The 12,464-nt window shown below is 70.6% G+C and carries 12 protein-coding genes; 7 read left to right on the top strand and 5 right to left on the bottom strand.

The genetic code is table 11. The features are described from left to right. Positions 1-88: 88 nt before the first annotated feature. Complete coding sequence (locus tag AC1HC7_RS15540; protein WP_479498042.1) at positions 89-1,012, top strand: LysR substrate-binding domain-containing protein; 924 nt, start codon at positions 89-91, stop codon at positions 1,010-1,012. A gap of 21 nt (positions 1,013-1,033) precedes the next feature. On the opposite strand, the gene AC1HC7_RS15535 is transcribed toward AC1HC7_RS15540, so the two are convergent. Together AC1HC7_RS15535 and AC1HC7_RS15530 are read right to left on the bottom strand one after the other, a co-directional pair. Then, the gene (locus AC1HC7_RS15535; RefSeq protein WP_479498043.1) at positions 1,034-2,158 is read right to left on the bottom strand and encodes a mandelate racemase/muconate lactonizing enzyme family protein; all 1,125 of its coding nucleotides are present in this window, start codon (positions 2,156-2,158) and stop codon (positions 1,034-1,036) included. Beyond that, positions 2,155-3,390, bottom strand: coding sequence for an iron-containing alcohol dehydrogenase (locus tag AC1HC7_RS15530; RefSeq protein WP_479499194.1), 1,236 nt, complete (start codon positions 3,388-3,390; stop codon positions 2,155-2,157). The genes AC1HC7_RS15535 and AC1HC7_RS15530 overlap by 4 nt, the downstream gene beginning before the upstream one ends. 271 nt (positions 3,391-3,661) lie before the next feature. Between AC1HC7_RS15530 and AC1HC7_RS15525 the strand changes: the two genes are divergently transcribed. Both AC1HC7_RS15525 and AC1HC7_RS15520 read left to right on the top strand, forming a co-directional pair. Continuing rightward, the gene (locus tag AC1HC7_RS15525) at positions 3,662-4,111 is read left to right on the top strand and encodes a MarR family winged helix-turn-helix transcriptional regulator (RefSeq protein WP_479498045.1); all 450 of its coding nucleotides are present in this window, start codon (positions 3,662-3,664) and stop codon (positions 4,109-4,111) included. A 73-nt stretch (positions 4,112-4,184) separates the two neighbouring features. Further along, positions 4,185-5,264: a glycosyltransferase family 4 protein gene (locus AC1HC7_RS15520; RefSeq protein ID WP_479498046.1), complete on the top strand. Its 1,080-nt coding sequence runs from the start codon at positions 4,185-4,187 to the stop codon at positions 5,262-5,264. 10 nt (positions 5,265-5,274) lie between these two features. Here AC1HC7_RS15520 and AC1HC7_RS15515 read toward each other — a convergent pair whose 3' ends face one another. From AC1HC7_RS15515 to AC1HC7_RS15505, 3 genes are all read right to left on the bottom strand, one after another. Further along, positions 5,275-6,177, bottom strand: coding sequence for an SMP-30/gluconolactonase/LRE family protein (locus AC1HC7_RS15515; protein WP_479498047.1), 903 nt, complete (start codon positions 6,175-6,177; stop codon positions 5,275-5,277). After that, a complete protein-coding gene (locus AC1HC7_RS15510) occupies positions 6,174-6,965 on the bottom strand; it encodes an SDR family NAD(P)-dependent oxidoreductase (protein ID WP_479498050.1) in 792 nt (263 codons plus the stop codon). The genes AC1HC7_RS15515 and AC1HC7_RS15510 overlap by 4 nt, the downstream gene beginning before the upstream one ends. 150 nt (positions 6,966-7,115) lie before the next feature. After that, on the bottom strand, positions 7,116-8,111 hold the full coding sequence (locus AC1HC7_RS15505; RefSeq protein WP_479498048.1) for a LacI family DNA-binding transcriptional regulator: 996 nt from the start codon (positions 8,109-8,111) through the stop codon (positions 7,116-7,118). Positions 8,112-8,372: 261 nt separating this feature from the next. Between AC1HC7_RS15505 and AC1HC7_RS15500 the strand changes: the two genes are divergently transcribed. The 4 genes from AC1HC7_RS15500 to AC1HC7_RS15485 are packed head-to-tail and all read left to right on the top strand — an operon-like array spanning position 8,373 to position 12,441. Next, the gene (locus AC1HC7_RS15500) at positions 8,373-9,356 is read left to right on the top strand and encodes a carbohydrate ABC transporter permease (protein WP_479499193.1); all 984 of its coding nucleotides are present in this window, start codon (positions 8,373-8,375) and stop codon (positions 9,354-9,356) included. A gap of 13 nt (positions 9,357-9,369) precedes the next feature. Beyond that, on the top strand, positions 9,370-10,209 hold the full coding sequence (locus tag AC1HC7_RS15495; protein ID WP_479496142.1) for a carbohydrate ABC transporter permease: 840 nt from the start codon (positions 9,370-9,372) through the stop codon (positions 10,207-10,209). 3 nt (positions 10,210-10,212) lie between these two features. After that, on the top strand, positions 10,213-11,310 hold the full coding sequence (locus AC1HC7_RS15490; protein WP_479496141.1) for an ABC transporter ATP-binding protein: 1,098 nt from the start codon (positions 10,213-10,215) through the stop codon (positions 11,308-11,310). Beyond that, the gene (locus AC1HC7_RS15485; RefSeq protein ID WP_479496140.1) at positions 11,311-12,441 is read left to right on the top strand and encodes an ABC transporter ATP-binding protein; all 1,131 of its coding nucleotides are present in this window, start codon (positions 11,311-11,313) and stop codon (positions 12,439-12,441) included. It abuts the gene before it with no gap. The last annotated feature ends 23 nt before the right edge of the window (positions 12,442-12,464 follow it).

Below are 12,464 nucleotides of genomic sequence, written 5' to 3'. Positions count from 1 at the left end.
ACCGGAACCTAGCCAATCGCCGCTGGGCGCGCGCCAGACAAATCGTTATGCTGACATACGCTCAACGCATGCGAGGTGGACGAGAACCATGAATCTGGACAGGCGCATGAGGGCGGCGCTCAACCACCTCGCGGCCTTCGAGGCGGCGGTGGACGCGGGCGGCTTCACCCGGGCGGCGGCGCGGCTTGGCGCCACGCAACCTTCGGTCAGCCGCCATGTGGCGGCGCTGGAGGCGCTGCTGGAGGTCAAGCTCTTCACCCGCCTGCACCATCGCGTCGAACTCACCGAGGCCGGGCGCGACCTGCATGACGCGGTGAAGCTCGGCCTCGGTCACATACGTCAGGCGGCGGGTCGCATCGCCGGGCCGCGGGGCGCGGACACCCTGTCGGTGGGCTGCTCCTACGGCTTCGCGCATCTATGGCTGATGCCGCGCTTCTCGGCGCTGCAAAAGCTGCTTCCGGCGCATGAACTGCGCATGATCACCGCCGACGCCGGGGCGATCTTCGATCTCGACGAGATCGATTTCGCCCTGCGTTTCGGCGACGGCCGCTGGCGCGACGGCGACAGCGCCAGGCTGTTCGGCGAACAGCTGTTCCCGGTCTGCTCGCCGGATTTCGCCCAAAGGCATTTCGGCGGGCGGCGCGACGTCGACCCCGCCGCGCTGCCCGGCGTCCCGCTGATCCACGAACGCCCCGACGACGTGAACTGGCTGTCATGGCGCGAATGGCTGGCGCGGCGCGGCGTCGAATACCAGCCCCCGGCGAAGGTCTATCTCTACGACAATTACGCGCTCACCCTGCAGGCGGCGACGGAAGGGCTGGGCGTCGCCCTGGCTTGGCTGCATCTGGCCGAACCGCCGCTGAAATCCGGGCAGCTGGTGGAACTCGAGGGCCTGCGTGTGCGCACCGACAACGGCTACTGGCTGGCGCACCGGGCCGGCCACCCCATGGCCGCGACGCTCACCGGCTGGTTTCAGGACATGGCGCGGCGGCAGGAAGCCGCCAATCCCTGATTGCGTCCATGCGCATGACATTCAATCCATGAGCGTTCTCGCCAGAACCGCCTCGTCCAGCGCGATCCCCAGCCCCGGCGTCTCGTCCAGAATCAGAAAGCCGTCGCGCGCCTCCAGCGGCGACGACAACATGAAATCCCGGCGTTCGGGCGACCAGTCCGGCGGGTCGAACGGCCATTCCATCCACGCCGCCTCGCCTGTTCCGGCAGTCAGATGCGCGTTGGCCAGCACGCCGACGCCGTTGGTCCAGCTGTGCGGCGTGAACGCCACCCCCGCCTCGCGCGCCATCAGCGCCACCCGGCGCAGCCCGGTGAGCCCCCCCACCAGCGCCGCGTCGGGCTGCAGCACGTCAAGGCAGCGCCCCTCGATCAGGTCGCGGAATTCGTAAAGCTCGCGGGTCATCTCGCCGCCGGCGATGCGGATGTCGGTGCGCGCGCAAAGCGCCGCCATGCCCTTGCGATCGCCGCGATGCAAGGGCTCCTCCATCCAGTGAACGCCGAGGCGTTCAAGTTCGCGGGCCACCTCCAGCGCCTCCTTCAGGGTCCAGGGCGCGCCCCGGTCCCAGGGCATGCGCCAGCCCTGATTGCAATCCACCATCAGCGCCAGCCGGTCGCCGATGCGCGCCCGGATCGCCTCCAGCGCCGCCATGTCGGCGCGCCAGCCGCCGCGCCCGCCCGCCGAGGACGAGAACCGCAGCTTCATCGCCGGGAACCCGGCCTCCAGATAGCGCTCGGCGGTCGCGACCATGGCCCCTGCGTCGCGCAGCACCCCCGAGGACGCATACAGCCGCACCCGGTCGGCGCGCCCGCCCAGCATGCGCCAGACCGGCTCGCCCGTAATCTTGCCGCTCAGATCCCACAGCGCCAGATCCAGCGGCCAGCAGCGGCCGCAATGGAACTGGATGTGGGACAGGGTCTCGAAATGCCGCTCCGCATGGCGCGGGTCCTGGCCGATGAACAGGTCCTCATGGCCCTCGAATCCCAGCATCAGATCGCCCGATCCGATCCCCTGGCGGCCCTCGTCATCGGTGACCCGCACGATGGCGGCGTCGAAATGGCGCCGCGCCCGCCCGTCCCAGCTGGCCTTGAACGGCGGGTCCAGCGGCAGCCGGTGGCGGGTGATCTCGATGGCGGCGATGCGGCTCATGATCCGGCCTCATGCGGGGGTGCGGGGGCCAGCGCGCGCATGGCGGCGGCGATCTCGGCGATCTCGGCGGCGCCCACGGGGCGGATCGTCGCCTTGAGCATGGGGGCGTTTTCGGGGGCCGCCATTTCGGCGGCGATGGCCGCGGCGCTCACCTGCGCGAAAGCCCCGGGCAGCGCCCGCGCGATGGCGCAGCGATCCATCAGCCCCGTCGCCCAGCCCGGCAGGTCCCGCGCCGCGCCCAGCCCGCAGGCCCGCGCCGCGGCCTCCATCCCCGGGCCCCGCCCCGCGACCAGCCAGGGCAGCGTCGCTTCGAATCCCAGCGCCGTCGCCAACCCGTGATGCACCGGGGCCAGCCCGGCCAGCGCATGGCTGACATTATGGGCGATGGCGACGCCGCAATTGTCGATCGCCACCCCGGCGTAGAACGACCCCAGCAGCATGTCGCTTCGCGCCGCCAGGTCGCCGGGCGCCGCCACCGCCCGCGCCAGCGCCCCCGATATCAGCCGCAGCGCCGCCAGCCCATACAGCGCGGCGCCGGCATGGGCGTTGCGGTTGGTGACCGCCTCGAAGGCGTGGACCAGCGCATCCATGCCGCACCAGGCGGTCAGGTCCGGCGGCAGCGAGACCGTCAGCCCCGGATCCAGCAGCACCAGATCCGGCTTGGATTCAGCCCCCCAGAGCCAGGCCTTGCGCCCCGCCTCGCCGGCGAAAACGCTGGTCGAGCTCGCCTCGGCGCCGGTCCCGGCGGTGCTCGGGACCAGCAGCAGCGCCGCGCGCCGGGCGGGCAGCGGATGCGCCGCCAGCGCGTAGCGCAGCGGGTCGCGGGCGGCGGCCTCCGCGCCCGCCGCGCAGACCGCGGCGATCTTGGCGATGTCGAGCGCGCTGCCCCCGCCGACCCCGATCACCAGCCCCGCGCCCCGCGCCGCGTCGATGGCGGCGCGCAGATGCGCAAGCTTCGGCTCGCCCTCGAAATCCGCGAAAACCACGGCGTCGATCCCGGCCCGCGCCAGCCCGTCCAGCGCCGGCGCAAGCGCCCCGGCGTCCAGCAGCCAGGGATCGGCGATCAGCGTCGCGCGCCCGCCGCGGGCCAGCGTCGCGGCCTCCGGGCCCAGGCGCTCCAGCGCCCCGGCGCCAAAATGAAACGGCGGCGGCGGCGAGGCGAAATACCGGCTGGCGTTCTGGATGGCGTTCTGGGTGAAATTCTGGGTGAAATCCTGGGTGAAATCCTGCATGTCCCGGGTCCTGTCGGCTGGCGCGGCGGCGCCCCAGCCTAGGCCGCGCCGCCCGCGCCGCAAGCCGGAACCCGACGCAATCGCCGCCTTGACGCGCCAGTTGCGACATCAGCGCGCCCATCGCCCCTTGATCCGCTTCGTAAGGCGCCCATATTGTCCAAGCTGAACGCGCCCGGCGACTCGCGCCCGGGAAAACGCCCGCGTCACGCCGGTTTTTCGCGCAATTTCACCCGTTTTTCCACCCAAGACACCGATCGGACCCCATCCGCACATGCCGCACGCAAAGATCAGTCCGCAATCGCTTGGCTTCCTGATCACCGACGTCGCGCGCCTGCTGCGCGCCAACATGGAACGCCGGGTCTCGGAGGCCGGGCTGGAGCTGACCAGCGGCGAGGCCCGCGCCCTGGTGCACGCGGTCGCCGCCAGGGGCGCGCGCCAGACCCATCTGGCCGAACGCATGGGCGTGGAGCCGATGACCCTGTGCGGCTATGTGGACCGGCTGGAAAAGCGCGGGCTGGTGGTGCGCCGCCCGCATCCCGACGACCGCCGCGCCAAGCAGGTGATCCCCACCGAGGCGGCGGCCAGCATCCTCGAGCAGATCGCGCCGCTGACCAACGGCATGCTCAGCGACGCCACCGCGGGCATGACCGAGGCCGAGACCGCCGCCCTGCGCGCCGCCCTCGAACACATGCGCGACCGGCTGTGCAAATCCGCCTGCTGACGCCGCCCGCCCGCGCCGCAGTTCCGCGCGCATCGCGCCGCCCGCGCCCGTCGCCGCGCGAGGGCGGCGCGCCGTGACCGTTCTGCACATCGTCCCCGACGACCGGCTCGGCGGCGGCGCGGTGATCGTGGCGCATCTGGCGCGCGGGCTGGCCCGGCGCCCCGGCGCCCCGGCCCAGCGGGTGATCCTGCCCCAGAACGCCGAACCGGACCTGCGCGCCCTGTTCGCCGAGCTCCCCCACGTCTTCGCCGCCTATCCCGGGCGCGGGCCGGCGCCGGTCATGGCCCGCGCCATCGCCCCGCTCTGCGCCCGCGGCGACCTGCTGCACGCCCATGGCGCCCGCGCGGCGGCGGCCTGCGCGGCGCTGCGGGCGTTTCGGCGCGGGCTGGGGCTGGTCTACACCGTGCACGGCTTTCACGGGCTGGCGCGGGACGGGCGGCTGGGCCTGCGCGCCTGGCCCGAACGGGCGCTGGGGCTCGCCGTCGACGCCACCGCCTTCGTGTCGCGCGCCGATCGCGACCTGGCCCGCGCCCGGGGCATCCGCCATCGCGGCCCGGCGCGGGTGATCGAAAACGGCGTCGCCGCGCCGCGCGCCGCGCGCCGCGCGCATCGCGACATCGACCTGCTGTTCGTCGGCCGCCTCGCGCCTCAGAAACATCCGCTGGCCTTCGTCGAGACCGCCGCCCTGCTGCCGCGCGGCCTGCGCATCGTCATGGTCGGCGCCGGGGAGCTCGCGCCCGAGGTCGACGCCGCCATATCGGCGCGCGGTCTCGACAACCTGCGCCGCCTCGACGGGCTCGACCACGCCGCGACCCTGGCGCGCATGGCCCGCGCCCGCCTGCTGGTCATGACCTCGCGATGGGAGGGCCTGCCCACGGTCGCCATCGAGGCGCTCATCAGCCGCTGCGCCGTCGCCGGCTACGCGATCCCGCCGCTGGCCGAAATCCTCGGCCCCGACGCCGACGATTTCCTCACCGACCCCGATCCGAAGGCGCTGGCCGCGCGCATCGCCGCGCTGCGCCGGGGCGCGGCGCTCGACCCGGCGCGCATCGAAAGGCTCGGCGCCCGCGCCCAAGCCGCCTACGGCATTGATCGCATGGTCGACGACTATCTCGACCTCTATCGCCAGATCGCGCCCCAGATCGCGCCCTGATCCGGGCGGCTCACCCCGCCGGCCAGTCGTCGAAATGCCGGAACCGGCGCTCCGCCTGCCCCGCCGCCTCGACCCCCAGATCGGCGAGGTCGACGGCATGCACCCCGCCCGCCTCCGGCTGGTCCGCCAGCTCCGCCGCCGACAGCCCGACCCGGGCCGAGGTCACGAACAGCCGCCGCAGGCCCTCGCCGCCGAACGCCGGACAGGTCGGGCGCTGCACCGGAGTCTCGACGACCAGCGATTCGCGCCCGTCCGGGGCGTAGCGCACCACCCGCCAGCCGTCCCAATGGGCGTTCCACACATGCCCCTCGGCGTCGCAGACCGCGCCGTCGGGATTGGCCCGCCCCTTCAGATCCACGAAAACCGAGGCCTCGCCCACGGGCGCCCCGGCGCCGTCCAGCGGCTGGCGCCAGATCACCTGTTCGACCGTGTCGGTGAAATAGGCGAGGTCCCCCCCGGGCGCGAAGCAGATGGCGTTGGCCACGGTGATCCGGTCGCGAAACAACGCCGGCCCGCCCGCGCCCACGCGCCAGATCGCCCCGGCATGGGGTTCGGTCCCGCGGCCCATGGAGCCGATCCAGAACCCGCCCGACGGATCGGCGCGCCCGTCATTGGAGCGCGTCGCCGGGTTGTCGGCCTCCAGATCCCAGCGCTTCTCGCACTCGCCCGAGGCCAGATGCAGCCGCCAGATCCCGGTTTCCGAGGCCACCAGCAAATGCTCGCGATCCACCCAGGCGGCGGCGGACACGGATTCGGTGAAAGTCCAGCGCCGCAGCCCGCCGCCATCGGCGTCGCAGGCGAACAGCGTCGACGCCAGGATGTCAAACCAGAACAATTCCCGCCGCTCGGGGTGCCACAGCGGCCCCTCGCCAAGCCGGCACTGCGTCGGCGCGATCAGCCGGAACCCGGTCATCCCGTCACCACCACGCCGCCATCGACCACCAGCGCCTGCCCGGTCATCATCCGCGACGCCTCCGAGGCCAGAAACAGCGTCGGCGCCACCATGTCTTCGGGCGTCAGATGCCGCTTCAGGCATTGGCGCTCCATATGCCCCGCCAGCCCCTCGGGGGTCGCCCACAGGTCCATCTGCCGCCGGGTCAGCACCCAGCCCGGCATCAGCGCGTTGGCGCGGATGCCATGCGGCCCCAGCGAGCGCGCCAGGCTGCGCGTCAGCCCGGTGATCGCCGCCTTGGCCGCCGCGTAGGCGGGAAATTCGCCATGGCCCATCATGTAGGCCACCGAGGAATAGTTGATGATCGCGCCGCGCCGCGCCGCCTTCATGTCCTCGGCCACCGCCTGCGCGGTGAAGAAATGCGGGCGCAGGTTGACGTTCATCAGCGCGTCCCAGCCGTCGGGGTCCAGATCGGCGAGGTCGTGGCGCTGGTCGTTGGCGGCGTTGTTGACCAGCACGCTGACCGGGCCATGGGCGGATTTCGCCGCCGCCACCGCGTCGCGCAGCGCCCCGACATCGGTGAGGTCGCATTGCACGAACAGCGGCCGGCGGCCGTGCTTGCGCTCCATCGCGTCGCAGAACCCGCCGGCGTCGCTGCGCTGCACGAAGGCGACCGAGGCCCCCTGCGCCAGAAACCCGTCGGTCAGCGCCGCGCCGATGCCGCTGCCGCCGCCGGTGATGAACACCCGCGCGCCGGCGAGGTCGTGAAACCGGGCCACGGGCTCGGCCGAGTCCCCGGCATGCGACATCCGGGTCTGATCGGGGTCTTGAACGGGATCTTGAACATGATCTGCAACGGGGGCGTCGGGCATGGGCGGTCTCCTGCGCGCGGGCCTGTCCTGCGGCCCGGGCGCATCCTCGCGCGCCCCCCCGGGGTTTGGCAAGCCGCGGCTTGAACCTCATCCGCCGGGCGCCGGCCCCGAGGACCCCCGCGCCACCAGCCGGGCGAAAAGATCCGGCGCCGCGCGCCGGCCCGCCGGGCTCAGGACCGCATCCACCGCGGCCACCGCCAGCGCCTCGGCGGGCTGGCGGATGGTGGTCAGGCGCGGGATGACCACGCTGGCCAGATCGATGTCGTCAAAGCCGACGATGGACAGGTCGCGCGGCGCCGCGACCCCGAGATCCCGGGCGCTGCGCATCGCGCCGATCGCCTGCTGGTCCGAGGCGGCGGCGATGGCGGTGGGGCGGTCCCGCGCCGGGCGGTCCAGCAGCAGCCGCCCGATCGCCTCGCCCGCGGCGTAGCTGAACGCGCCCTCATGCACCTCCAGTTCGCAGGCCGCGCCGCCCTGCGCCCGCCAGGCGTCCAGATGCAAGGCAAATCCCTTGCGGCGCGCCCGCGCCACCGCCGTGTCCTGCGGCCCGGCGATATAGCCGATGCGCCGATGCCCCAGGTCCAGCAGATGCGCCGCGGCCAGCGCCGCGCTTTTTTCATGATCGGTGCGGATGCAGGGATGGCCCGCCAGATCCCGATCCAGCGCCACGATGCGCGCATGGGCGTCGAATTGGCCAAGGCCGCTGTCGGCGGCGGCGACCACGATCACCCCCAGCGGGTTGTGGTCCAGCAGCGCCTGCAGCTGCTGGCGCTCGGTGGCCGGGTCGTCATGGGTGTTGGCCAGGATCACCGCCAGCCCGCGCCGCGCCGCCGCCGTCTCCACATGCTTGGCCAGCTGCGCGAAGAACGGGTTGGTGATGTCGGGCACCAGAAACCCGATGATGCTGGCCTTGTTGGTGCGCAGCGAGCGCGCCGCCAGATTGGGCTTGTAGCCCAGATCGCGCACCGCCGCCTCGACCCGTTCGCGCAGCCGCCCCGCCACGGTCGCGTTCTTCGCCAGCACGCGGGACACGGTGCCCACCGACACCCCCGCGGCGGCGGCGACATCCTTGATCGTGGCCATGGCCGCCCCCGTGCCGCCAGACTGCGCCCCGGCGCCAGTCATCGCGGGCTAAAGCATTCGAACGATTACGCATTCCGCATGAGCATTGCCGAATGAATGCATTCATATTGACAAATCTCGCCCTGACATGTCAAGTTGCGGCAAGGTTTTCAAAGCGTCCCGACGCCAACGATCCGTCAGAACGCGCAGCGAAAACAGACGCCCGGCGGGTTCGACGCGGGGCGCGCGCGCGGGACGGCGGGACGGCGAGGGGGCGAATCGATGGCATCGACCAGCGGCGAAGACATGCCCGGCGACGCGCCCCTCCCCGACTGGTTCGTCAACCGGAAATCCACCGTCGGCAACCTGATCGTGGCCCGCTGGGTGCCGATCGCGCTGGTCGGCCTGCCGGTGCTGACCCTGCTGGCGATCGTCATCTACCCGACCATCTGGATGTTCTATCACGCCTTCCAGGACACCAACATGATGCGCCTGTTCCGCGAGGACTGGAGCTATGTGGGGTTCGAGAATTTCGCCACCGTGCTGAGCTCGGAGCGCTTCGGCGCCTCGGTCTGGCACCTGGTCCTGTATCTGACCTTCGGCACCGGGCTGGAGGTGATCCTCGGCGCGGTGCTGGCCCTGACCCTGTTCGAGGTGGTCAAGAAGCGATGGCTGCAGATCGTGCTGCTGATCCTCGTGGTGCTGCCGATGATGCTGCCGCCCTCGATCGTCGGGGTGCTGTGGAAATTCATGCTCACCCCGTCGAGCGGCGCGGTCAACGCGGCGCTGCTGCGCATCGGGCTGATCGACGATCCGGTGGAATGGTTCAACGCCGGGACCTCGCTGTGGACCATCATCATCGCCGATGTGTGGAACTGGACCGCGCTGCCGCTGCTGATCATCTATTCGGGCCGCGTGTCCCTGCCCCCGGCGGTCTACGAGGCCGCCCGCGTCGACGGCGCCGGCGGCTGGATGGTGATGCGCCGCATCACCCTGCCGATGCTGAAAGAGGTGATCGCCATCGCCTTCATCGTGCGTTTCATGGACGCCTTCAAATTCGTCGACCTGGTCTATGTCATGACCTCCGGCGGCCCGGCGCAATCCTCCGAGCTGCCCGCCTACATCGCCTTCCAGCGCGGCATCCGCGAATTCGCCATCGGCGAGGCCGCCGCCTACGCCATCGTCATCTTCGCCGCCTCGGCGGTGATCATCACCCTGTTCCTGAAATACCTGAAAAAGGTGCTGAAGGCGCAGGCGATCGCATGAAAAAGGCCAGGGCATGAGCGAAAAGAACTACACGCTGATCAAATGGCTGCTGCTGCTGTTCCTCGGCGTCTGGATCGCCTTCACCCTGTTCCCGCTTTACTGGCAGGTGATCACCGCCTTCAAGTCGGCGGCCGAAACCAACCTCACCTCGCCCACCTTCTGGCCCGACGCATGGCATCCGGGCAACTTCGCCGCGGTGTTCGCCGACCCCTCGAACTTCAAGGCGCTGATCGACAGCTTCATCATCGCCACCGGCAACACCGCGCTGTCGCTGTTCCTCGGCACGCTGGCGGGCTACGCCTTCGCCCGCTTTCCCCGCCAGGCGGGGGGCGAGAACCTGGCCTTCTGGATCCTCTCCAACCGCATGTTCCCGCCGGTGGCGATCCTGATCCCCATGTTCTTCCTGTTCGACGCCATGCCCTGGGGCACCGACAGCTACATGTCGCTGATCATCCTCTACCTGGTGTTCAACATGCCGCTGGCCACCTGGCTGATGATGGTGTTCTTCCGCGACGCCCCGCGCGAACTTGAGGAAGCCGCCTATCTCGACGGCTTCACCCCGTTTCAGGCGTTTCGCCGCGTCACCCTGCCGCTGGTGCTGCCGGGCATGGTGTCCGTGGGCATCCTGTGCTGGATCTTCGCCTGGAACGAATACCTGTTCGCCAACCTGTTCGTCGGCTCGGCGGTGAAAACCTTCACCATCGTCATCCCCACCTTCACCCATGGCAGCCAGACCCTGTGGAACCTGCAGATGGCCTTCTCGCTGATCGCCATGATCCCGCCGGTGACCCTGTTCATCCTGCTGCGCCGCTACATGGTGCGCGGGCTGTCGCTCGGCGTTGTGAAAGGGTAGCCCATGGCCAGACTGCAGATCGAGGGGCTGTGCAAGGGCTGGGATTTTCCGGTCATCGACCGCCTTGACCTCAGCGTCGAGGAAGGCGAGTTCTTCGTCGTCGTCGGCCCCAGCGGCATCGGCAAGACCACGCTGCTGCGCCTGATCGCCGGGCTTGAAGTCGCCGATGCCGGGCGGGTGCTGGTGGGCGATCGCGACGTCACCCGCACCCCGCCCTATCGCCGCCGCGTGGCCATGACCTTCGAATCCTACGCGCTGTATCCGCACATGACCGTGTTCCAGAACATCGCCAGCCCGCTGATCGCGCGCCGCATGGGCCGCGCGGAGATCGAGACCCGGGTCGGCGAGGTCGCCCGCCTGCTGCGCATCGACCAGTTGCTGAACCGCAGGCCCGGCGAGATCTCCGGCGGGCAGAAGCAACGCACCGCGCTGGGGCGCACGCTGGTCGCCGCCCCCGACGTGTTTCTGCTCGACGAACCGATTTCCCATCTCGACGCCAAGATCCGCCACGAATTGCGCGAACAGTTCCACACGCTCGACGCGCTGCGCAGCGTCGCCACGCTCTACGTCACCCACGATTACGCCGAGGCCCTGTCGCTCGGCGATCGCATCGGCGTCATGGGCCGCGGCGGGCTGGTGCAGACCGGTTCGCCGCGCGACCTGTTCGAAAACCCCGACGACCTGTTCGTGGCCCGCAATCTGGGCCAGCCGGCGATCAACGTGGTGGAGACCGCCGTCGCCGCCGATGACGGCGTCACCATGCTGGCGGCGGCGGGGCTGCGCGTGGCGCTCAGCGACGCCCAGACCCGGCGGCTGAACGGCCGGAAATCCGGCGCCGTGGCGCTGGGCATCCGCCCCCAGCACCTGCGCGTCCTCGCCGAGGGCGAGCCCCCCGGCCCCGGGCGCCAGGTGATCGAGGGTCGCGTCGACGTGTTCGAGGCGCTCGGCGCCACCTCGATCATCATCGTCGACGCCGGCGGCGTGAAGCTCACCGCGCTGGGGCCGCCCGACGACATCTTCGCCCATGACCAGCCGGTGCGGCTGGCGGTCGAATCCGCCGCCTTCCACCTGTTCGACGCGCAAAGCGGAAAGGCGATCTAGATGGCGCGAATCACGCTGGAAAACGTCAACAAGATCTACCCCTCGCGCCACGGGCCGGTGCATGCGGTGAAGGATTTCAACCTCGATGTGGCCGACGGCGAATTCGTGGCGCTGCTCGGGCCTTCGGGCTGCGGAAAAAGCTCCACCCTGCGCATGATCGTCGGGCTGGAAACCGTCACCTCGGGCGACATCCTGTTCGACGGGCGCCGGGTCAACGATCTCGACCCCGGCGCGCGCAACGTCGCCATGGCCTTCGAGACCTACGCGCTCTACCCCAATTTCACCATCGCCGAAAACCTCGGCTTTCCGCTGGAAGTGCGCGGCATGGACGAAGCCGAACGCAAGCGCCGCATCGACCGCATCGCGCAGATCATGCGGCTTGAAAACATCCTCGACCAGAAACCCTTCGCCCTGTCGGGGGGCGAACAGCAACGCGTCAGCCTCGGGCGCGCGCTGATCCGCGATCCCGACGTGTTCATCCTCGACGAGGTGATGAGCCACCTGGATTCCAACCTGAAATTCCAGATGCTGCTGGACCTGAAGATCCTGCATCGCGAAATGGGCCGCACCATGATCTACGTCACCCATGATCAGGTCGAGGCCCTGGCGCTCGCCGACCGGGTGGCGGTGATGGATCATGCGCTGCTTCAGCAGGCGGGCGCGCGCAACGACCTCTACCGCACCCCCGCCAACGTGTTCGTGGCCGATTTCATCGGCGAGCCGCCGACCAATTTCTTCGATCTCGCCGTGGCGCGCGACGGCGACGTCATGCGGTTGACCACCGGCGACGGCGCGCTCGCCTTCACGCCCCCCGATGGGCTCGCCGACCGGATCGCCGCGCGCGGGCTCGACCGGGTGACGCTGGGCCTGCGCCCGCAGCATCTGGGGCTGGCCGACGGCGCCGGGGATGGGGCGGCAAACGGCGCCGCGGACGGCGTCCTCGACGCCGTCGTGCATATCAACGAATATCTCGGCGAACGCTCGATCCTCACCGTGAAGGCCGGCGCGCAGCTGTTCCGCGCGCTGGTCCCCCCGGGCACGGAGGCGGCGCGCGGACAGGCGGTCAGCCTGCGCTACGCCCCCGGGGACATGTTGCTTTTCGACCCCGAGACCACGAAACTGATCGCCTGACCCGCCCCGGCGCGCGCAGGCCA

The sequence above is a fragment of the Oceanicella sp. genome (genome assembly GCF_056449545.1).
The sequence above is the reverse complement of the archived record's forward strand: the minus strand, read 5'-3'. Positions and strand labels throughout refer to the sequence as shown.

What these genes read in the sequence shown, in the direction of transcription:
- AC1HC7_RS15535 (WP_479498043.1), bottom strand. Translation starts at nt 2,158, where the DNA reads ATGAGCCGCATCGCCGCCATCGAGATCACCCGCCACCGGCTGCCGCTG.
- AC1HC7_RS15495 (WP_479496142.1), top strand. Translation starts at nt 9,370, where the DNA reads ATGAGCGAAAAGAACTACACGCTGATCAAATGGCTGCTGCTGCTGTTC.
- AC1HC7_RS15530 (WP_479499194.1), bottom strand. Translation starts at nt 3,390, where the DNA reads ATGCAGGATTTCACCCAGGATTTCACCCAGAATTTCACCCAGAACGCC.
- AC1HC7_RS15490 (WP_479496141.1), top strand. Translation starts at nt 10,213, where the DNA reads ATGGCCAGACTGCAGATCGAGGGGCTGTGCAAGGGCTGGGATTTTCCG.
- AC1HC7_RS15500 (WP_479499193.1), top strand. Translation starts at nt 8,373, where the DNA reads ATGGCATCGACCAGCGGCGAAGACATGCCCGGCGACGCGCCCCTCCCC.
- AC1HC7_RS15505 (WP_479498048.1), bottom strand. Translation starts at nt 8,111, where the DNA reads ATGGCCACGATCAAGGATGTCGCCGCCGCCGCGGGGGTGTCGGTGGGC.
- AC1HC7_RS15540 (WP_479498042.1), top strand. Translation starts at nt 89, where the DNA reads ATGAATCTGGACAGGCGCATGAGGGCGGCGCTCAACCACCTCGCGGCC.
- AC1HC7_RS15515 (WP_479498047.1), bottom strand. Translation starts at nt 6,177, where the DNA reads ATGACCGGGTTCCGGCTGATCGCGCCGACGCAGTGCCGGCTTGGCGAG.
- AC1HC7_RS15485 (WP_479496140.1), top strand. Translation starts at nt 11,311, where the DNA reads ATGGCGCGAATCACGCTGGAAAACGTCAACAAGATCTACCCCTCGCGC.
- AC1HC7_RS15510 (WP_479498050.1), bottom strand. Translation starts at nt 6,965, where the DNA reads ATGTCGCATGCCGGGGACTCGGCCGAGCCCGTGGCCCGGTTTCACGAC.
- AC1HC7_RS15525 (WP_479498045.1), top strand. Translation starts at nt 3,662, where the DNA reads ATGCCGCACGCAAAGATCAGTCCGCAATCGCTTGGCTTCCTGATCACC.